General features: G+C 40.7%; 22 protein-coding genes. 11 read left to right on the top strand and 11 right to left on the bottom strand.

Annotated elements, in window-relative coordinates; all coding sequences use genetic code 11:
* Positions 1 to 17 precede the first annotated feature (17 nt).
* The 7 genes from C5469_RS03900 to pabB form a co-directional block, all read right to left on the bottom strand.
* Positions 18 to 476: a DUF986 family protein gene (locus C5469_RS03900; RefSeq protein WP_166302587.1), complete on the bottom strand. Its 459-nt coding sequence runs from the start codon at positions 474 to 476 to the stop codon at positions 18 to 20.
* Between the two features lie 79 nt (positions 477 to 555).
* A complete protein-coding gene (locus C5469_RS03895; protein ID WP_166302584.1) occupies positions 556 to 1,422 on the bottom strand; it encodes a PTS mannose transporter subunit IID in 867 nt (288 codons plus the stop codon).
* A 13-nt stretch (positions 1,423 to 1,435) separates the two neighbouring features.
* Positions 1,436 to 2,239 (bottom strand): PTS mannose/fructose/sorbose transporter subunit IIC, encoded by an 804-nt coding sequence (locus tag C5469_RS03890; protein ID WP_166302581.1) that lies wholly within the window; start codon positions 2,237 to 2,239, stop codon positions 1,436 to 1,438.
* Between the two features lie 73 nt (positions 2,240 to 2,312).
* Entirely contained in the window at positions 2,313 to 3,281 is a 969-nt protein-coding gene (gene manX, locus C5469_RS03885) for a PTS mannose transporter subunit IIAB (protein WP_166302578.1), read from the bottom strand.
* Between the two features lie 499 nt (positions 3,282 to 3,780).
* A complete protein-coding gene (locus C5469_RS03880; protein WP_054476196.1) occupies positions 3,781 to 5,145 on the bottom strand; it encodes an L-serine ammonia-lyase in 1,365 nt (454 codons plus the stop codon).
* Positions 5,146 to 5,315: 170 nt separating this feature from the next.
* The gene (locus C5469_RS03875; RefSeq protein ID WP_166302575.1) at positions 5,316 to 5,879 is read right to left on the bottom strand and encodes a CoA pyrophosphatase; all 564 of its coding nucleotides are present in this window, start codon (positions 5,877 to 5,879) and stop codon (positions 5,316 to 5,318) included.
* Positions 5,876 to 7,246: an aminodeoxychorismate synthase component 1 gene (gene pabB, locus C5469_RS03870; protein WP_166302572.1), complete on the bottom strand. Its 1,371-nt coding sequence runs from the start codon at positions 7,244 to 7,246 to the stop codon at positions 5,876 to 5,878. Before pabB ends, C5469_RS03875 begins: the two co-directional genes overlap by 4 nt.
* A gap of 142 nt (positions 7,247 to 7,388) precedes the next feature.
* Between pabB and C5469_RS03865 the strand changes: the two genes are divergently transcribed.
* Together C5469_RS03865 and yebF are read left to right on the top strand one after the other, a co-directional pair.
* Complete coding sequence (locus C5469_RS03865) at positions 7,389 to 7,562, top strand: YoaH family protein (RefSeq protein ID WP_166302569.1); 174 nt, start codon at positions 7,389 to 7,391, stop codon at positions 7,560 to 7,562.
* 113 nt (positions 7,563 to 7,675) lie between these two features.
* A complete protein-coding gene (gene yebF, locus C5469_RS03860; protein WP_166302567.1) occupies positions 7,676 to 8,050 on the top strand; it encodes a protein YebF in 375 nt (124 codons plus the stop codon).
* A 29-nt stretch (positions 8,051 to 8,079) separates the two neighbouring features.
* On the opposite strand, the gene C5469_RS24005 is transcribed toward yebF, so the two are convergent.
* Positions 8,080 to 8,205 carry a hypothetical protein gene (locus C5469_RS24005; RefSeq protein ID WP_278249744.1) on the bottom strand — a complete coding sequence of 42 codons (126 nt, stop codon included), beginning with the start codon at positions 8,203 to 8,205 and terminating at the stop codon, positions 8,080 to 8,082.
* A gap of 43 nt (positions 8,206 to 8,248) precedes the next feature.
* Here C5469_RS24005 and pip point away from each other — a divergent pair, with 43 nt between their 5' ends.
* Positions 8,249 to 9,202, top strand: a complete 954-nt coding sequence (gene pip, locus C5469_RS03855) for a prolyl aminopeptidase (protein ID WP_166302564.1) — start codon at positions 8,249 to 8,251, stop codon at positions 9,200 to 9,202.
* Positions 9,203 to 9,251: 49 nt separating this feature from the next.
* On the opposite strand, the gene C5469_RS03850 is transcribed toward pip, so the two are convergent.
* On the bottom strand, positions 9,252 to 9,482 hold the full coding sequence (locus tag C5469_RS03850) for a DNA polymerase III subunit theta (protein WP_166302562.1): 231 nt from the start codon (positions 9,480 to 9,482) through the stop codon (positions 9,252 to 9,254).
* Positions 9,483 to 9,810: 328 nt separating this feature from the next.
* Between C5469_RS03850 and ftnA the strand changes: the two genes are divergently transcribed.
* From ftnA to C5469_RS03830, 4 genes are all read left to right on the top strand, one after another.
* Positions 9,811 to 10,314: a non-heme ferritin gene (ftnA, locus tag C5469_RS03845; RefSeq protein WP_166302559.1), complete on the top strand. Its 504-nt coding sequence runs from the start codon at positions 9,811 to 9,813 to the stop codon at positions 10,312 to 10,314.
* Between the two features lie 195 nt (positions 10,315 to 10,509).
* Positions 10,510 to 10,896 carry a CopC domain-containing protein YobA gene (gene yobA, locus C5469_RS03840; protein ID WP_166302556.1) on the top strand — a complete coding sequence of 129 codons (387 nt, stop codon included), beginning with the start codon at positions 10,510 to 10,512 and terminating at the stop codon, positions 10,894 to 10,896.
* A gap of 2 nt (positions 10,897 to 10,898) precedes the next feature.
* Positions 10,899 to 11,792, top strand: coding sequence for a copper homeostasis membrane protein CopD (gene copD, locus C5469_RS03835; RefSeq protein ID WP_166302553.1), 894 nt, complete (start codon positions 10,899 to 10,901; stop codon positions 11,790 to 11,792).
* Positions 11,793 to 11,952: 160 nt separating this feature from the next.
* A complete protein-coding gene (locus tag C5469_RS03830; RefSeq protein WP_166302551.1) occupies positions 11,953 to 12,294 on the top strand; it encodes a YebY family protein in 342 nt (113 codons plus the stop codon).
* A 237-nt stretch (positions 12,295 to 12,531) separates the two neighbouring features.
* On the opposite strand, the gene C5469_RS03825 is transcribed toward C5469_RS03830, so the two are convergent.
* Positions 12,532 to 12,774, bottom strand: coding sequence for a DUF1480 family protein (locus tag C5469_RS03825; protein ID WP_166302548.1), 243 nt, complete (start codon positions 12,772 to 12,774; stop codon positions 12,532 to 12,534).
* A gap of 627 nt (positions 12,775 to 13,401) precedes the next feature.
* Between C5469_RS03825 and C5469_RS03820 the strand changes: the two genes are divergently transcribed.
* The 4 genes from C5469_RS03820 to htpX all read left to right on the top strand — a co-directional run bounded on the left by C5469_RS03820 (position 13,402) and on the right by htpX (position 17,997).
* A complete protein-coding gene (locus C5469_RS03820; RefSeq protein ID WP_166302546.1) occupies positions 13,402 to 13,899 on the top strand; it encodes a GAF domain-containing protein in 498 nt (165 codons plus the stop codon).
* Between the two features lie 95 nt (positions 13,900 to 13,994).
* Positions 13,995 to 14,699 (top strand): RNA chaperone ProQ, encoded by a 705-nt coding sequence (gene proQ, locus C5469_RS03815; RefSeq protein WP_166302543.1) that lies wholly within the window; start codon positions 13,995 to 13,997, stop codon positions 14,697 to 14,699.
* A 19-nt stretch (positions 14,700 to 14,718) separates the two neighbouring features.
* Positions 14,719 to 16,770: a carboxy terminal-processing peptidase gene (gene prc, locus C5469_RS03810; protein WP_166302540.1), complete on the top strand. Its 2,052-nt coding sequence runs from the start codon at positions 14,719 to 14,721 to the stop codon at positions 16,768 to 16,770.
* 339 nt (positions 16,771 to 17,109) lie between these two features.
* A complete protein-coding gene (htpX, locus tag C5469_RS03805) occupies positions 17,110 to 17,997 on the top strand; it encodes a protease HtpX (protein WP_166302538.1) in 888 nt (295 codons plus the stop codon).
* A 50-nt stretch (positions 17,998 to 18,047) separates the two neighbouring features.
* Here the strand turns inward: htpX and C5469_RS03800 are convergent, their stop codons facing one another.
* Positions 18,048 to 19,439 carry an L-cystine transporter gene (locus tag C5469_RS03800; protein WP_166302535.1) on the bottom strand — a complete coding sequence of 464 codons (1,392 nt, stop codon included), beginning with the start codon at positions 19,437 to 19,439 and terminating at the stop codon, positions 18,048 to 18,050.
* Between the last annotated feature and the right edge of the window lie 18 nt (positions 19,440 to 19,457).

Here is a 19,457-nt window from a genome sequence, read left to right as displayed (position 1 = left end):
CCATTATTTATTCTTATCTATCTATTTTCAACAAGGAATTTATAAATCACTTCTAAATCATCAAGTTGGCAGACTGAGATATATAAATTTTTATTTTCTAAACCAATAACCAGAATTCCATCTTCAGATAAATTTATGGTTTTTATCCGGTCATACGAAATAAACGTATTTGCGTAGAAAAAACCTTTACTTTTAAATAACAATTTAGGTGAGCGTATGTAGGCAATATAAATAGTCACCAGGATAGTAAATAACAATAAGTATGTGGTTAAACGGCTACCATGAGCAGTGATATTATTATAAACAACAATAAGTATCAGGATAATGAAGATGAGAGCGTCAATTTTATGTTTTCTTTTCAGCTTTATTTGTAAATAGGTTTTTCCTTTCAGTAGATTAACCACAAATTCATCATAGATAGCGAAAGCTAGCATTAGCACGATTAAACCCACTAATACCATATCATTGAGGCTCATTCTTTAATCTCTGTGTTGTTGTAAAAAAAGAAAATACGAGGAGGAATCCCTCCCCGTATGATTAATAGAATAATATATTCTATAGGCCGAGGAACCCAAATCTGGCGCCAATAATCCCTAGAATAAAGAAGCCAATAATAATCCATAGGGCATTGACTTTATGCCGTAATAGCCACATACAGGCAAATGTCAGCAAAAGTGGTACAAGGCCCGGCATCAGTTGATCAAGGATATTCTGAACCGTGGTGATTGTTTTTTCACCTGTTTGTTGGTTAGGAATTTCTGATACGACTAGTGGGATATTGACTTTCGTCCATTTATTAACTAATGCTCCCATGACAAACAGGCCAAGGATTGATGCCCCCTCCGTCATTTTTTGTAGGAAGCCTCCCCCCATATCCTGAACGATATTAATCCCTTTCTTATAGCCATAAGAGATCCCTGAATAAAGAACCAATAGGCGAACCAGATTAAATAAAAAGAAGAATAGTACAGGTCCAAGCCAGCTACCGCTCATTGCTAGACCCGCTCCCAAAGCAGCAAATACCGGGCGGACTGTGCCCCAGAAAATTGGGTCACCTACACCGGCCAATGGCCCCATCAAACCGACTTTAATACCGTTGATAGCACCATCATCAATTGTTGCTCCATTAGCTCTCTGCTCTTCCATCGCCATCGTGACGCCCAATACAGGTGCGACAACGTAAGGATGAGTATTAAAGAATTCAAGATGACGCTTAATTGCTTGTTTACGCTCATCGGTATTTTCTGGATACAGACGACGGAGGGCTGGAACCATAGAAAAACAGAAACCCAGCGCTTGCATACGTTCAAAGTTCCATGAGCCTTGGAACACATTAGAGCGGAGGAATACACCGCGGATGTCGCTTGGTGTCAGTTTTTTCTGGCCGACTGTCTGAGCAGCCGTTTTTGTTGTATCTAACATGTTGCTCATCCTCTTAGTCTAATTCGTTATCAAGATCGTTATTGGTGTGTCCAGGGGCAGCAGTAACCACCTGAGATTTGTTGTATTTAGGGCTGAGTTGAATGTATAGCACGGCCATAACAATACCAATAATACCCAATGCAACCAGGTTGAAATCAGTAAATGCCGCAGTGACGAAACCGAGATAGAAGAATGGCATTAAGTAGCCAGCACGCATCATATTGATGACCATTGCATAACCTACAACCACAATCATTCCACCCGCAATATTCAGGCCGTTTGTTACAACTTCAGGAATAGAGGCGAGCAATTGTTGGACTTCGTTGGTCCCAACGGACAGGGCAACAATCAGGGCAGGGATAGCGATACGCATAGCTTGAAGCAGTAATGCGGATAAATGGATAAGGCTGATAGCCCGAAGATTGCCACGTTCTGCAGCGTTGTCAGCAGCATGCTGGAACGCAACAGTGATGGTACGGACAATGATAGTCAGAACTTGACCTGCGGCTGCCAAAGGAATTGCCAGTGCGATACCTTCACCGATATCTCGGCCACCTGCGATAACCAAAATAGTTGAAATGATTGATGCTAAAGCAGCATCCGGAGCAATTGCGGCACCGATATTCATCCAGCCAAGTGCGATCATCTCCAGCGTACCGCCAATAATAACGCCAGTTGTCATGTCACCAAGAATGATTCCGATTAAAGTACAGGCCACAAGTGGGCGATGGAATTGGAATTCATCAAGAATGGAATCCATACCTGCGATACAGGCTACGATGAATATCAATGAAATTTGAACAACGGTAATTTCCATTGTTTGTCTCCTGTAACCAAATTAAATTTGGTGAGAAATTTTTGTCATTGAGTAATAGTTAAATTGCTCTGGTTTAATTTTCGTTTTTGACCTTCTGGATAAGATCCATCATTTGCAGACGGGTATCACTGGCAACTTTACGGGCTTCTAGCTCAATGCTACGTTCATCCAATTTTTTGAAGGCTTCAATATCAGTTTCGTCAATAGATATTGCGTTGTTAACTTGTATTTTTCCCTGTCGGTATGCCATTCCTCCAATGTTTACCGAAGTGATATCGACACCATTTTCGATCAGACGAAGAACATCTGTTGGATTTGTGAACAGTAACATGACTCGTTCATTAGCATATTTCGGGTTGTTGTAAACGCGAATACATTTTGCGACATCAACAACGTGAGCACTAATCCCCGGTGGAGCAACCTGTTTCAGTAAAGTGGAGCGAACAGTATCGGCTGCAACTTCGTCGCTGACGACAATAATCCGTTTGACATTGGTTTCTTTTGTCCAACGGGTAGCAACCTGCCCATGAATAAGGCGGTCATCAATTCGGGCCAGCGCGATTTTCATATGACCACCGGTTGGTGGTGCTGATGTAAGTGTCGCTACGGGGGCTACAGGTTTGACAGGTTCAACTTTTGGCGGTTCTTCTGTTTTTAGGGCCCGGATACCCTCTTTTCCTGTTTCCAGAGCGACTGAGACCAACTCTTCTAAAGATGGATCATCATCACGGCACATAAAGGCTTCAACTAGCATCGGGACGTTAACCCCGGTAATAATCTCATAATTTTCTTTATCTACAGCGATACGGTTAGCTGCATTGAATGGACTTCCTCCCCATGTATCAACAAAAAATAGCACCCCTTTATCTGTGCTGAGCTTTGCAAGTTTGCTGTTGTATTTTTCAAATAAAGTATCGGCATTTTCACCAGGAACAAAGTCAATATAAGAAACGTTTTCTTGTTCCCCAATTAACATCTCTACGGTGCGAAGCAGTTGCTCAGCCGCAGCTCCATGTGTGCCAATCATAATGGCTATACTCACCTATTTTCCCCTCTGTTAGTAATATAAATGCAGAATGATTACAAATTTACTCCAATAATTTTAATGAATCATTCTTCCAACAAAAAATTTATCTGTATAAGTAATAGTCTTTTGTTGATTTGATATCTAAATATTTGGCTTGATTTAGACTTTTATCTCTTATTGACTGAGAAAACATACTATTAGATTAGCATCAGAGGCACTAGAGAAAAATTGCTATCAGTCAGAAAAAATGAAATAGGTGAACATATTAGTAATAAAATAATTTAATAAACTAAATATTGTTAAATATTACTTTAATTATCTTAAATTTAGCTTTAAAAAGTTATTAATTCTGTTTCCGGTAACATCTTATTAATCTAAAATTAAAAATATATTCATCTTTTTAGGTTAAAAAATGGTCGGTCTGGATTTTGTATAAAAAATATCCCGACCATAAGGCAGGGATATGTTCGTTAAGGAAGGATTTGCTGCTTAAAAAAGCGGGTTACTTATTTGATTAATCACACTGAACTTTAATCGCCAAACCGCCTCGGGATGTTTCACGATATTTAGCGTTCATGTCTTTACCTGTTTCATACATGGTTTCAATAACCTTATCGAGAGAAACACGTGGTTCACTGGTACGGCGCAGAGCCATACGTGCAGCGTTGATTGCTTTTACCGAAGCAATTGCATTTCGCTCAATACAGGGAACTTGTACTTGGCCTGCTACCGGGTCACAAGTAAGACCAAGGTTATGTTCCATGCCGATTTCAGCCGCAATGCAAACCTGTTCAGCACTACCGCCGAGTAATTCAGTAAGACCTGCTGCTGCCATTGAGCAAGCAACCCCCACTTCGCCCTGACAACCAACTTCAGCGCCAGAAATAGAGGCATTCATTTTATACAGAATACCGATAGCACCAGAGGCCAGGAAATAGCGGATGTACAGCTCTGGTGTTACAGGTTCAATGCAATGGTTGTAGTAAGCAAGTACGGCGGGAACAATTCCACAAGCACCATTGGTTGGTGCTGTAACAACACGTCCACCCGCAGCATTTTCTTCGTTGACTGCTAATGCAAACATGTTTATCAAATCTACGACATTCATTGGATCATTAGACAGATTATTTGATGCAGTCAGCATACGGTGTAGTGCTGCTGCCCGGCGTGGTACACGCAATGGGCCAGGCAGAACGCCTTCTGTGTTCAGGCCACGCTCAATACAAGCCTGCATGGTATCCCAAACATCAGCAAAATAGGCATAAATCTCTTCCTGGCTGTGGAGATCCAATTCGTTTTTCATCATTAAACCGGAGACTGACAGCCCGGTTTTATTACAATTCATCAGTAATTCTTTTGCTGAGCTGTATGGATATGAAACAGGTTTGGTATCCTGAGATGGCTTACCAAAATGTTCTTCGTCAACAATAAAACCACCACCAATTGAGTAGTAGGTTTTGCTATAAACTTTTTTGTCACCAGCGAATGCATGAATTTGCATACCGTTTTCATGTAGCGATAGGTTATCACTACGGAAAACCATGCCGCTGTCGTGTGGGAAATCGACTTCATGTAAACCATTGGCCAGCTTAATACGCTGAGTTTGCTCTACATCACGAATAAAACCGGGGATCGAATCAATATCAACAGTTGCTGGCAAGTTGCCTGCCAGGCCCATGATAATGGCGATATCCGTATGGTGACCCTTACCGGTTAATGAGAGTGAGCCGTAAACATCAACGGCTACACGCGTGATAGAAGGCATTAATCCCTGGTTTACCAGATCGTCGACAAACTGTTTGCCGGCTTTCATCGGGCCAACCGTATGAGAGCTAGATGGGCCGATACCGACCTTAAACATGTCGAAAACGCTAATCACGCCAGACTCCTTAAAAAAGATAGAGATATAGTTATATATATTGAGGCACGCTACTTTACTGTGATTTAGTAGTGTTGATAAGGGAGTTTACAGCTTTTTTTGAATTATGATAGCAACAGTGACAAAGATGGATGAAAAACACACAAATTGATTATTTCTAATGATACAGATCAAACTTGAATCTGTTGAGCTAATTGATGAATTATTGCCGCTGTCAAGCCCCAAATGAGTTGTCCTTGATACCAATAAAAATAGATACGATGTTGCTGACCACGGCGGCTAACATCAAGATGATGGTAATTCGACAGTGAAAGTGCATCAGATAGAGGAACTTCGAATATATTGGAAACTTCTGCCGGATTGTTATGGAAAGGCAGTCCGGGGGGGAGTAATCCGACAATCGGGGTGACTAGATAGCCGCTAATGCTGTCTAAAGGGGGGAGTTTCCCCAGAACCTGAACTTTCTGATGAGGTATGTTAACTTCTTCTTCTGCTTCCCGTAGTGCTGTGGCGATTATTGATTTATCTTCAGGATCAACAGCACCACCTGGAAAAGCTACTTGACCGGCATGTGATCGTAAAGTGATTGAGCGTTGGGTCAGTAATAGTGTTGGTCTCGGCTTGCTGATGATCGGTAATAATACCGCCGCATGGCGGCGGTTATTTGAAGGCCGTTTAGGATGTGATGGAAGTTGTAACTGAAATCTGTTAATGAAATTAGATAGTAGCATCATATCGATTTTATTTTCCCTAGTTGTGGCAAAATACGATTCAATTTATCAAATGTTTCCTGGTACTCTTTTTCAGCAATACTATCTGCAACAATTCCGCCACCCGCCCAACAATATATTTTTCCTTTCTCGGTCAATAGGGTACGAATAGTGATATTGCTATCCATTGTGCCACAGAAACTAATATAGCCAATTGAACCACAATATCCATGTCGGCGGTGAGGCTCTAATTCTTCTATTATTTCCATTGCCCTGATTTTCGGGGCACCAGTGATAGAACCACCGGGAAAACAGGCTCGTAATAAATCTATGGCATGCTGTTCATTGGGTAGTGTTGCGGTAATTGTGCTGACCAGATGATGAACGGCAGGGAATTGTTCAACCACAAATAGTTCAGGAACTTTAACTGAACCCGGTGTGGCGACCCGACCAATATCGTTACGCAACAAATCGACGATCATCAGGTTTTCGGCTCGGTCTTTTTTCGATGTTGCTAGTTTTTCAGCCTGTAATGTATCCTTTTCAGCCTGATTCAAGCGCGGTAATGTGCCTTTGATAGGGCGAGTTTGAATTTGTTTATTTTCCAGGAGTAAGAAACGTTCAGGAGAAACGCTGATCACGCTGTTTTCTGGTAAACGGATAAAGGCAGAAAAAGGTGCACGATTACTCTCATTAAGTTTCACGAATGCCTGCCATTCATTTCCCCGATAGTCAGCGCAAAATCGTTGTGACAGATTAACTTGATAACAATCACCATTTAACAGATAGTCATGAATGTGACGGATTTTCTCATTATATTGCTCAGCACTCATATTTGACTGCCACTCGCTGGTCAGCGTAAAGGCTGTTTCTGGCGAGTTTCCGTGGGATATAAGCCAGTTTAGACGCGCATCAGCGTCATTGTGACTTAATAGAGTCACTTTTTTTTTGTGATGATCGACAATCAAAGCCCAGTCATAAATACCTATTGCCATATCTGGAAATGACAGCTCATTTTTAGCTTGTGACGGTAATTCCTCAATACAACGTCCAAGGTCATATCCCCATAAACCTAATGCACCGCCCTGAAATGGCAAATCAGGATTAAATTTTGCGGTGATATTTAAATTTTCTAGCTGTTTTTTTAGCAGGTAAAAGGGATCTTCCTCAGTAATAGAGGTAGTGCCATGCTTCTTTATTTCGGTTGATTTATCCTGACTAAGGAGTGTGATCAGTGGTTCTGCAACCAGAATATCAAACCGATTATGGGAATGGTTTGCAGAGCCAGAATGGAGCAGCATTGCCCAAGGCTGGTTTGAAATCGGCGCGAAATAGTTGATGGCGGCATCTGATTGATAAGGTAATTGTCGTTTTTGCAATGAAGTATTCATTTGTGGTGTTGGTTTTAACAATAGCAACGCAGAAAGTTGTCATTAATTTTAATCGCCAGAGGTTAACATAGAAATCCACTCCTTACCTGAGTTAAAAATCGCTATACTCTTGGTCGTCGATCAATTTATTGAGGTTATTCTCGTGTTTTCAGGTATGCCAACATTATCTCACCAAGAACAGCAACTAGCAGTGGAAAAAATTCAGCAATTGATGGCTGAAGGAATGAGCAGTGGGGAAGCCATTGCGCTGGTTGCCCAGGAGCTTCGCGATAAGCATAGAGGTCAAGAGCAGGTTAATGTAGTGTTTGATGATTAAAAATGAACATAATTAAATTATTTATTTAACAATAATCACACATTTTTTTTACCTGACATGTTAGGTTAGCTCCATATTTAATCTCTTATTTTGAGATATTAACAGGAGGTAGTATGAAAGCATGTCATATCATTAACAGAGTTGGCTTATCAGGTGCTGCGCTTTTGTTTACGGTTTCATTTGCCGTATTTGCTGTGTCAGAGAGCAAACGTGTTGATAAATTTGTTTCCTGCAATAATTTAACCAAATCGCAGATTGCTGCTCAGGTAAAGCGAGATTTTCTGCAAAACCGTATTAACCGCTGGTCAGAAGATAGAAAACAGTTGGGAACTTCTACACCGGTGGCGTGGGTAAATGCAGAAAATATCACGGGTGATAAAGAGGTGTTAAAAGTTCCACTTACTGTTCGTGGTTCTAAGCGTGACAAAGATTACAAGGTTATCGTTGATTGTCAGCAAAATACAATTAGCTATAGCGAACTGAAATAACATTTTCTGATAGTTATACCTTATGGGTTTTAAGATGCATCGCGACGGCAAGGGAGCAAATCCCCGGGAGCACAGCTAACTATGTGACCGGAGGGAGCGAGTGCAGCCAACAAAGAGGCAACTTGAAAGATAACGGGTATATCTCTAACCGTCATCAGATGGACACCAGATCTGGTGTTAACCAGTAAAGGAGATGTTATGTCAGAATTGAGAAAGTTATATCCGGCCTGTGAAGCTTACCGTTCTGGTTATTTGGACACAGGTGATGGTCACCAAATCTATTGGGAATTATGTGGTAATCCTGAGGGTAAGCCCGCCGTATTTATTCATGGCGGGCCTGGCGGTGGTATTGCTTCTTACCACCGCCGACTATTTGATCTTAAGAAATATCATGTCATGCTGTTTGATCAGCGTGGTTGTGGGCGTTCAAAACCTCATGCCAGCCTGGAAAATAACACTACCTGGCATTTGGTTGAAGATATTGAGCGTTTACGTCAATTGATGGGGGTAGAAAAATGGCTGGTATTTGGCGGCTCATGGGGTTCAACTTTATCTCTGGTTTACGCACAGGTTCATCCTCAGCGAGTTTCTGAACTGATTCTTCGGGGGATTTTCCTGCTAAGGCCACAAGAGTTACATTGGTATTATCAGGATGGCGCTTCTAATTTCTTCCCGGATAAATGGCAACGAACTGTCTCTATTTTATCGGAGGAAGAACGAAAGGATGTTATTGGTGCATATAACAAACGATTGACTAGTGATGATCGTCAAATTCAATTAGAAGCTGCTCGCCTCTGGAGCTTGTGGGAAGGAGAGACGGTAACATTGCTTCCTTCGGATAGTGTGGAGTCTTTTACAGAAGATGAGTTTGCCTTGGCATTTGCCCGAATTGAAAATCATTATTTTATTAATGAGGGTTTTATGAATGAGCAGCAGCAACTGTTAAATAATATTGACGCTATAAGGAATATTCCGGCAGTTATTATTCATGGCCGATATGATATGGCCTGTCGAGTGCAAAATGCTTGGGATCTAGCGCAGGCATGGCCAGAAGCAGAATTACACATCATTGAAGGAGCTGGACATTCATTTGATGAGCCGGGTATTTTACATCAACTTATTAGTGCAACGGATAAGTTTGCCGAGCAGTAATCTGATATAACCACCGGTTATCCGGTGGTTATTAATTCTTGCTGGATGGCTAGCGATTTTTTGGGTCGTAGGGTAAGCGGGAAAATTGTTTGGATAATTGACGATAATGCACTAAGCGTTGTTGAAAATATTCTCGAAGGTATGTGGGTTGTCCCTGCTCAACTGTATCAGGAAGTACTGGCATATTGTAACGTTCCTTAAAAGCCACACCAGATGCTGCCAGATCAACATTGATTTTATCCATATTTTCTGTAGAAAGTTCAGCCAGATTATGTCCCATGAGTCTCTCCCTGAATTAAAATTCTAATTCATAAAATGATAAAGCTAATCCAGACTGGTTTTTTTGGCAAGAACTGAATCGATAATTTTATAAATATAAATAATATTCATTATCATTAAATATAAGAATTTATTTGATAAGGTTATTTTGAAAATAAAATTCATTTTCATTTAAATATATTAAATGAGATTCATTTCCATTTGGTTTTATTGAAAATATTGTTATATTTCAGTATGATATATTTTTATGATTTATTTTTGTTTGTTGGGTTTTTTTATTTCAATTTAATTGGCATAATACAGGTAAATTAATGACAGGAGTATTTATTATGTTAAATCAAGAAATGGTTAATAAATTAAGTGAGCAGATGAATTTGGAGTTCTATTCTGCGAATTTATATCTACAAATGAGTGCATGGTGCTGTGATAAAGGATTAGCTGGCGCCGCTGCATTTTTTAAGTCGCATTCTCAAGAAGAAATGCAGCATATGCATCGCTTATTTGATTATCTGAGTGATACGGGTACGATGCCACGTTTAGGGCGGATTGATGCGCCTTCGGCAGACTATGAATCCGTGTCTCATGTACTTAATAAAACCTACGAACACGAGAAATTTATTACTAATGAAATTAATAAACTCGCTCATCTGGCGATAACAACGCAGGATTATTCTACTTTTAACTTCCTGCAATGGTATGTAGCAGAGCAGCATGAAGAAGAGAAATTGTTCAAGTCTATTCTTGATAAACTGGAGATGGTTGGTGAGGATGGTAAGGCGCTCTTCCTGTTGGATAAGGATCTGAAAGGTCTGGCCACTGCCAACCCTATCTGAATGAACGGAATTAATTAACCGCAGTAGCTGGCAATGACTTTAGGTATTTAAGGCTAGTGCCGCGGTTTTCCTTTGTTTTTGCGCGATAGTTCACAAGACGAAATTCTTATTGTAAGTTATCGCGGATAAAATAATTTCTTTGTTATAAGATAGCCTTAATTTATAGGAATATACCTGAAAATTAAGAGGTTATTTATGACTATCAGCGAAATTCGTTCTTTTTGCCGGAAATTATCTGCTTTAGTTGTCTTGTTTATCAGTATGTCTTGCCAGCAAGCTCTGGCTCACGCGCATTTAACAGAACAAATTCCAGCAGAAGATACCACAGTGGAAAATGCACCACAGGTAATTACTCTGAGCTTTTCAGAAGGTATTGAACTGAATTTCAGTAAGGTAAAAGTGACTGGCCCGGAAAATAAATCCATCAAAACTGGTCAATTGAGGCTTGATCCTGCAACTAGTACAAAACTTATCCTTCCTGTCGAAGATAAGCTAGTGGCAGGTAAATATGATGTTGACTGGAGCGTAGTTTCGGTTGATGGGCATAAGACTAAAGGCATCTATAGCTTTACAGTTAAATAATTATGTCTCTGGCGGCACTTTATATCTTTTGTCGCTTCACTCATTTCGTGGCAGTTATGTTGATGTTTGGTCTCAGCATATTTACTGCTATGTTGGTTCCTGATCGCCTCTCTGTCCTAATTGATGCCCGCCTCCGTTTGGGGGTAATTATCAATACAGTTGTGGCATTAATAACAGCAATTGGCTGGTTGGTGATACAAGCGGGGCTAATGGGAGATGGCTGGCAGGATACTTATAATCCAGAAATCTGGCTGGCAGTACTAGGAACAACCTTTGGCAAGATCTGGCAGTGGCAAATATTGGTTGCAGTAGTTACTACAGGGTTCTTGTTTATCAATAACCAAAAAGCCAGAAATATTCTGATGTTAATCAGCTCTACCATTTTACTGTCTTGCCATGCTCTTATAGGTCATGCGGTAATACATGATGGCATGTTGGGTATCCTTCATCAGATTAATCAGGTTATTCACCTATTAAGTGCTGGGTACTGGTTTGGGGGATTATGGCCGTTTTTGTTATGCCTGCAATTTTTGCGTATACGGAATGAACTAGCTGTAGGGTTGGATAGGCAAGTTATGATTTCTATGGTGCGTTTTTCCACTTATGGCCATATCGCGGTAATCCTTATTATCGTTACAGGCATGATAAGTAGCTTGATTTTGCTCCCTGATTGGCCGGAGTATAGCGGTACTGAATATCAGTCAATGCTATGGCTGAAGATAGCGCTGGTAGCGGCTATGGTGATGCTTGCATTGATTAACCGTTATATCTTGGTTCCTAAACTAAGGCAACCTGGTCGCTATCAACTGCTGATTATAAATAGTTGGATTGAAATTATTTTTGGGGCGTTGGTTTTATTATGTGTTGCTGTTTTTGCTACTTATCAGCCGATTTGATTTTTTTAACTAGCAGCTTGTTTTAGTAGGTGTTATTGGTGCAGTTTATTGGTGATAATAAATAGTGGAACACGGATAACGTGCAGAAACTGGAGCGCACACGTAGTACGTGAGGATAATTTGCTTCGTTTGCCCTTATATCTACACATTGGTAACTATTATGAAACGTTTATTTTTATTACTTTCTTTATTCTGTCTGGCTTTTCAAGGTATTGCTGCACCTATTGAAACGGTGAGTAAGCTGCAATTTGGTGATAAATGGGCATTTACTCGGGAAGAAGTGATGCTGGATTGCAGAGCCAATAAGGCTTTGTTTGTGATTAATCCAAGCACACTGGTGCAATACCCATTGAATGATATAGCCACAGAGATGGTCAGGGAAGGGAAAGTGAATGCTAAGTCTCTGGATATTATTCTATTAGATGACAGTAATAATCCGGATCAAAAAATGAGCATAGAACCATTCCAGAGAGCAGCTTTAACACTATGTGATAGAAAGTAATGCGATAAAAAATAATGTCATTGAGCTAAGCCATATCGTGATGTTTGACTTAATAAACACCATGTTGGCCGTTTATTGTCCAAGAGGTTGTTTAAACGTAATATGTCAGCTACGCTTTAAGTTGTAAGTTGTTTTACGTCTCAATGACACTTTTAGCGCACGGCTCTTAAGAGCCATTTTCCCTAGGCCGAGTAGAGGAGTCAACTCGGCTTTTTTTTGTTAGAAATTTTTTGGACATCAGACTACCCTCATCACCCATGCGTGTTTTTGTTTGTCATAATGTTTTCTGTATAACAGAATTTGTTTGTCGTTTAATAAGGCGGGGATACTGGTATGTTCATCCCATCCATCTAACTGCATACAAAGTTCGCGGTCAGAATTACAAGGAATGCTAATGGTAGTATCGTCGTCTGCGGAAGGTTGGGACAGAATAGCATCGTCAATTTCGTAGCTGGAAATTCTCAATTTTGTCTGGTTCATGATGGCTCCTTAATTTCAATTAACAGGTACGACCAGTAAGGCCATCATTTGAGAATAGATCAAATGACTGAGATTGCCAGTAATAATATTTCCTGTATTGGATAATCGTTAGATGATATTGCTGTTATAACTATCTGTGCTAAAACTTAGTTTTGTAATATTGCTTTTTTCATCTTTGTCATTCTTTGGCTTTTTCCACATTCAGTAGGAAATATTTATTTGGTGTAATTGTCGGAGCCAAAAGCGTTAATGATAGAGTGGCAAGTGTAATAATTCTACGGATAAATTGTTTGAATGTTTTGCTTTTCTCTACTCTATTGATTGGTTCCCAGATAATTTACCTTTGCAATGTGAGAGAATACAGTCTGATTTTTATTGTAGGAGGTATAGAGGCGTTTACTATGCATTATACTTATATTGGCTGCACCTTTTGGTGTTTTGGTAAGAGGTGTGATATCTCACCAATCTTGATAAACGTTCGATAAATATAATAAAGAATATCTTAACAGAGACAGTAAAAAATTTACGTCAGTGTGACAGGCTGTTAACCTTATTGTTATGGGCATTTGATATTTTTTTGATATAAAAATAGAGATGCGTTTTGTAAATTTCATCGGATAGGTCAATATGAATAAAAATGAGTTCTATCGGGATCTTACTGGAGACTTAAAAGCTCTGTTGTCTGGTGAGTATGACTTAATAGCGACACTCGCTAATGCTAGTGCATTGCTGTATGAACGTCTTCATGACGTTAACTGGGTCGGTTTTTATCTGATTGATGGTGATACGTTGGTTCTGGGGCCATTTCAGGGAAAGGTTGCCTGTGTCAGAATACCTGTTGGCAAAGGGGTATGCGGAACTGCTGTATCAGAAAAGCGTATTAAACGTGTTAATGATGTTCATGAATTCCCTGGTCATATTGCTTGTGATGCTGCTAGTAACGCAGAAATTGTGTTGCCATTGCTTGTAAACGATAGAATCATAGGTGTATTAGATATTGATAGTACGATTTTTCATCGGTTTGATGAAGAAGATGAATTTGGCTTACAAGCCCTTATTGATGGGCTCTGTGCTCATTTAGAACAGTGCGTTGTGCCGAAATATGTTGAGTTGAATGTAACTTAACATATGGATAACGTGGCATTTATCAACAACGCTATTATAATGACGCCAGTTCATGCCTATGCTGGTTGGCAAAACCGTTGTAATCAGGAAATTTCATGGAAAATCAACCTAAGTTGAATAGTAGTAAAGAAATCATTGCTTTTTTAGCTGAGCGCTTTCCGCTCTGTTTCGTAGCCGAAGGTGAAGCTCGTCCTTTAAAGATCGGTATCTTTCAGGATATCGTTGAACGTATTCAGGACGAAGAATGTTTAAGTAAAACACAATTGCGCTCTGCCTTGCGTCTGTACACATCAAGCTGGCGTTACCTGTATGGTGTTAAAGAGGGGGCACAACGTGTTGACCTTGATGGTAACTCATGCGGTGAATTGGATGCGGAACATATTGAGCATGCTCTCCAGCAACTGACTGAAGCCAAAGCACGGGTTCAGGCCCAGCGTGCAGAGCAAAGAGTCAAAAAACGTGAAGCTGAAAATGTAGCTGCCGGTGAAAAAAATGAGAGTCCAATTGCCAGGAAGCCGGCTCCTCGTCGCCGTGCTAATAATACTGAAGGGGAAAAACGGCAGCCACGCCAACAAAGTCGCCCTCAGCAACAAGCACGTAAACCTGTTGCTAAACCTAGTCAGCCTACACCGACTCAGATTGCTGATGTTTCATTGCTGAAAATTGGTCAGGAAATTAAAGTCAGGGTAGGTAAAAGCTCGATGGATGCCTCTGTGCTTGAAATCGCTAAAGATGGTGTACGAGTACAATTGCCTTCTGGTCTGGCAATGATTGTACGCGCAGAACATTTACAGTTCTGATACGGAGGCCAACCCAAGCATGAACAAATTCGTCAAGCTGGCTTTTGTCTTAAGCGTTTCAATTTTTGGTACTTGTTATGCAAATACAAACAGTCCAGCAACTGTCCCTGTTCGTATTGAGCAATTGCCTATATTGAAACAAGAGCCTCAGCATTCAACTGTGAGCGAGCGGGTAACATCCCGCTTCATTCGTTCTCATTACCGTCAATTTAATTTAGATGGTGGTTTTTCAGCAAAAATCTTTGACCGTTATCTCAATATACTGGATTACAGCCATAATATATTGCTGGCGTCAGATGTAGCTCAGTATGCTGATAAGAAAAAATTGTTGGGCCAGGAATTGGAAAGCGGGAATCTGGAAATCCCGTATGACCTGTTTAATCTGTTACAGAAACGCCGTTTTGAACGTTATCAGTATGCTTTATCTCGTCTTGAACAGCCAATGAGTTTTGATGGTAACGATACAATTGATGTTGATCGGTCTAAAGCTCCTTGGCCACAGAGTGTAGAAGAGCTGAATAGGCTTTGGGATGCTAAAGTTAAATTTGATTGGCTCAATCTCAAACTTGCGGGTAAAGATGATAAAGAAATTGAAGAAGTGCTGACCAAACGTTATCAGTTTGCGCTAAAACGTCTGACACAAAGCCAAAGTGAAGATGTTTTCCAATTGATTATGACTGCGTTTGCTCGTGAAATTGATCCTCATACCAATTACCTTTCACCACGCAATACTGAACAATTTAACTCAGAAATGAGCCTTTCCCTTGAAGGAATTGGTGCTGTTTTACAGATAGACGATGACTACACTGTCATAAATTCTATGGTTGCTGGTGGCCCCGCAGCCAAAAGTAAAGAGCTAAAAGTAGGTGATAAGATTATCGGTGTCGGTCAATCAGGAAAGCTAATGGTGGATATTATTGGCTGGCGTTTGGATGATGTGGTCGCACTGATTAAAGGTCCTAAAGGTAGTAAAGTACGGCTTGAGGTTATTTCTGATACTAAAGGGGCGAAACCACGTACCATCACTTTAACTCGTGAACAGATTCGCCTGGAAGACCGGGCAGTGAAGATGTCAGTTAAGACAATCGGTAAAGAAAAAGTGGGGGTTCTTGATATTCCAGGTTTTTATGTTGGCTTGACTGATAATGTTAAAACTCAGTTACAGAAACTAACTAAGCAACATGTTAGTGCTATTGTCATAGATCTGCGTAGCAATGGTGGTGGTGCACTGACAGAAGCGGTTTCTTTGTCTGGTCTATTTCTGCCAAGTGGCCCGGTGGTGCAAGTCAGGGATAATAATGGGAAAATTCGGCAGGATTCTGATACTGATGAAGTGGTGTACTATAAAGGGCCTTTGGTTGTTTTGGTAGACCGTTTTAGTGCTTCTGCTTCTGAGATTTTTGCTGCAGCAATGCAGGATTATGGGCGTGCCTTGATTGTTGGGGAGCCAACTTTTGGTAAAGGTACTGTTCAACAATATCGTTCTTTGAGTCGTATTTACGATCAAATGATGCGTCCTGATTGGCCATCACTGGGTTCTGTCCAGTATACGATTCAGAAATTCTATCGTGTAAATGGCGGTAGTACTCAACGTAAAGGTGTGACACCTGATATTGTGATGCCAACGGGGGTTGATCTGGCGGAAACAGGAGAGAGTTTTGAAGATAATGCTTTGCCTTGGGATAGCATTCCTCCTGCCCGTTATACAGGGTCTAAAGTTATTGCAGGGTTAGTTCCTCAGTTAACTGTGGCCCATAATGCTCGTATCGCAAATGATCCAGAATTTAAGTATATCAATGAGGACATTGCTCACTATAAGGCGATGAAAGAGCATAAAAATATTGTTTCTCTGAACTATGTACAAAGAGAGAAAGAGAATAAAGAAGATGATGCTCTGAAGTTGAACCGGATTAATGATCGCTTTAAACGAGAAGGAAAGAAACCATTAGCATCACTGGATGATTTACCTAAGGATTATCAAGGGCCAGATCCATATCTTGATGAGTCAGTGAAGATTGCGCTTGATTTGGCACACCAGCCTGCTGAGAAAATGTTATCTCGATCTAAGTAGAGCAATAGATTAAATAACCAGTTTAATAATGCCCAATACCGTTCATCTCAGATGCGTTGAGTGAACGGTACTAGCTTTCAGTATATAAGCGGCTTTTTTTGAGACGATTTTTATTTTTCGGGAAGGATGAGCTGTTTCACAATTTCCTTGTGTTACTTGGTGTCAAAGTATTTTGCTTAACCAATAGGTGTTAGGCTAATGTTGGTATTTTATGATTTTGTAAAGTTGTGTTGATTTTATCGTTTGAAGAGCTAAAAACCTTGAATATAGCAAGAATAGCCTTATTTATAGGATAACTCTGAAAATGTATTGATTATTAATAAAGGAAGCCCGTTTATTATGATGCGAATTGCTTTGTTCCTCCTCACCAACCTTGCTGTTATGTTGGTGTTCGGGATAATACTTTCTCTGACAGGAATTCAGGGAAGTAGTGTACAGGGTCTGATGATTATGGCTGGTTTGTTCGGATTCGGTGGAGCGTTTGTTTCTCTACTGATGTCCAAATGGATGGCTCTGCGTTCTGTTGGTGGTCAGGTTATAGAACAGCCAACAAATGAAATTGAACACTGGTTGGTAGAAACTGTTCGCCGTCAGGCAGAGCAAGTCAATATTGCTATGCCACAGGTTGCAATTTATGCTGCGCCTGATATTAATGCATTTGCTACCGGAGCGCGTCGTAATGCTTCGCTGGTAGCTGTCAGTACCGGTCTATTGGACAATATGAGCCGAGCAGAAGCGGAAGCTGTTATCGCTCATGAGATTAGCCATATTGCTAATGGTGATATGGTGACCATGACTTTGTTGCAAGGGATAGTAAATACTTTTGTTATCTTTATCTCCCGTTTGTTGGCTCAGGCTGTATCAAGTTTTCTGTCAGGCAACGATGACGAAGAAGAAAGTAGTAATTCCGGTAATCCGATTGTTTACATGGTTGTTTCAATGGTGCTGGAAATAGTATTCGGTATTCTGGCGAGTATTATTACTATGTGGTTTTCTCGTTATCGTGAATTCCATGCAGATGCAGGTTCTGCCAGGTTGGTGGGCCGTGAGAAGATGATTGCTGCCTTACAGCGTCTGAAAACCAGTTATGAGCCGCAAGAAGAGGGCAGTATGATGGCGTTCTGTATTAATGGGAAATCTAAAACATTCAGTGAGCTGTTTCTGTCTCACCCGCCATTAGATAAGCGTATTGAAGCACTGCGTAGTGGTCAATACCTGAATAAATAATATTGTGAATGAAGTAAAAAAGCTGGGAGTGTTTCCCAGCTTTTAAAAATTTATAGCTGATTTAACCTAGTTTCTTCTTCCTGATTGAAGATGGCTGTATCGGTTTTCCCCAGCAATTGGCTGGTAATTGTACCTGCGGTTATTGAACCACTTACATTCAAGGCTGTGCGGCCCATATCAATAAGAGGCTCAACAGAAATCAATAGGGCAATTAACGTTACAGGTAACCCCATTGCCGGTAAAACGATTAATGCGGCAAATGTAGCGCCTCCACCTACGCCGGCAACGCCAGCAGAGCTGATAGTTACAATACCAACTAGTGTCGCGATCCACATGGGGTCAAATGGATTTATTCCTACTGTTGGAGCAACCATGGTTGCCAGCATGGCAGGATAAATACCGGCACAACCATTCTGACCAATTGTTGCACCGAAAGATGCAGAGAAACTGGCGATAGACTCAGGTACACCGATACGAAGTGTCTGGGTTTCAACATTCAGTGGAATACTGGCTGCACTTGAACGACTGGTGAATGCAAAGGTTAGCGCTGGCCAGGTTTTTTTAAAAAATTTTACTGGATTGATGCCAGTAAGAGAGAGCAGAAACCCATGAACAATAAACATCAGAGCTAGTGCAATATAGGATGCGATAACAAAACTGCCCAGTTTCACGATTTCGTGGATGTTAGAGTTAGCGACAACTTTAGTCATCAGAGCCATGACACCATATGGCGTCAGGCGCATAACCAGACGAACCAATTTCATTGTCCATGCTTGCATAGTATCGATAGCGACTAATACTTGCTCACCACGTTGGTGATTATCTTTCAGCATTTGCAACGCAGCAATACCCAGGAAGGTTGCAAAAATAACAACACTGATAACAGAAGTTGGATTGACGCCAGTTAAATCAGCAAATGGGTTTTTAGGAATAAAAGACAAAATTAACTGCGGCACAGACAAGTCAGAGACTTTGCCCATATAGTTATTTTCGATAGCAGACAGGCGTACTGTTTCTTGGGTTCCTTGAACTAGACCTTCTGCAGTCAGGCCGAACAGGTTGGTAATAATGATACCGACAAGTGCTGCGATCATTGTAGTGAACAGCAGCATTCCGATGGTTAGAAAACTGATTTTTCCTAAAGAAGATGCTTTATGTAATTTGGCAACCGCACTCAGAATAGAGGCAAATACCAGAGGCATAATCACCATTTGCAAAAGCTGTACGTAACCATTGCCAACAATGTTGAACCATGATACTGATTCTTTCACTGTGGCATTATCGGGACCATAAATGAGTTGTAGTGCCAGGCCAAAAATAACGCCAATGGCAAGGCCGACAAGAACCTTTTTCGACAGACTCCATTGATGTGAACTGGCTTTTGACAATAGCAAAAGCAGCGCTGCGAAAACGAGCACATTCAGAATGAGTGATAAATTCATTCCCAAACTCCAGAATTC

The organism is Photorhabdus cinerea, from assembly GCF_011189575.1.
Lineage (GTDB): Bacteria > Pseudomonadota > Gammaproteobacteria > Enterobacterales > Enterobacteriaceae > Photorhabdus > Photorhabdus cinerea.
Note: the sequence above shows the minus strand (reverse complement) of the source record. Positions and strands in the feature narration are given on the sequence as shown.

Excerpts from the sequence above, each read along its gene's own strand:
- C5469_RS03900 (WP_166302587.1), bottom strand. The coding sequence starts at position 476 with ATGAGCCTCAATGATATGGTATTAGTGGGTTTAATCGTGCTAATGCTA.
- C5469_RS03895 (WP_166302584.1), bottom strand. The coding sequence starts at position 1,422 with ATGTTAGATACAACAAAAACGGCTGCTCAGACAGTCGGCCAGAAAAAA.
- C5469_RS03890 (WP_166302581.1), bottom strand. The coding sequence starts at position 2,239 with ATGGAAATTACCGTTGTTCAAATTTCATTGATATTCATCGTAGCCTGT.
- C5469_RS03875 (WP_166302575.1), bottom strand. The coding sequence starts at position 5,879 with ATGATGCTACTATCTAATTTCATTAACAGATTTCAGTTACAACTTCCA.
- pabB (WP_166302572.1), bottom strand. The coding sequence starts at position 7,246 with ATGAATACTTCATTGCAAAAACGACAATTACCTTATCAATCAGATGCC.
- yebF (WP_166302567.1), top strand. The coding sequence starts at position 7,676 with ATGAAAGCATGTCATATCATTAACAGAGTTGGCTTATCAGGTGCTGCG.
- C5469_RS24005 (WP_278249744.1), bottom strand. The coding sequence starts at position 8,205 with ATGACGGTTAGAGATATACCCGTTATCTTTCAAGTTGCCTCTTTGTTG.
- pip (WP_166302564.1), top strand. The coding sequence starts at position 8,249 with ATGTCAGAATTGAGAAAGTTATATCCGGCCTGTGAAGCTTACCGTTCT.
- C5469_RS03850 (WP_166302562.1), bottom strand. The coding sequence starts at position 9,482 with ATGGGACATAATCTGGCTGAACTTTCTACAGAAAATATGGATAAAATC.
- ftnA (WP_166302559.1), top strand. The coding sequence starts at position 9,811 with ATGTTAAATCAAGAAATGGTTAATAAATTAAGTGAGCAGATGAATTTG.
- yobA (WP_166302556.1), top strand. The coding sequence starts at position 10,510 with ATGACTATCAGCGAAATTCGTTCTTTTTGCCGGAAATTATCTGCTTTA.
- copD (WP_166302553.1), top strand. The coding sequence starts at position 10,899 with ATGTCTCTGGCGGCACTTTATATCTTTTGTCGCTTCACTCATTTCGTG.
- C5469_RS03830 (WP_166302551.1), top strand. The coding sequence starts at position 11,953 with ATGAAACGTTTATTTTTATTACTTTCTTTATTCTGTCTGGCTTTTCAA.
- C5469_RS03825 (WP_166302548.1), bottom strand. The coding sequence starts at position 12,774 with ATGAACCAGACAAAATTGAGAATTTCCAGCTACGAAATTGACGATGCT.
- C5469_RS03820 (WP_166302546.1), top strand. The coding sequence starts at position 13,402 with ATGAATAAAAATGAGTTCTATCGGGATCTTACTGGAGACTTAAAAGCT.
- proQ (WP_166302543.1), top strand. The coding sequence starts at position 13,995 with ATGGAAAATCAACCTAAGTTGAATAGTAGTAAAGAAATCATTGCTTTT.
- prc (WP_166302540.1), top strand. The coding sequence starts at position 14,719 with ATGAACAAATTCGTCAAGCTGGCTTTTGTCTTAAGCGTTTCAATTTTT.
- htpX (WP_166302538.1), top strand. The coding sequence starts at position 17,110 with ATGATGCGAATTGCTTTGTTCCTCCTCACCAACCTTGCTGTTATGTTG.
- C5469_RS03800 (WP_166302535.1), bottom strand. The coding sequence starts at position 19,439 with ATGAATTTATCACTCATTCTGAATGTGCTCGTTTTCGCAGCGCTGCTT.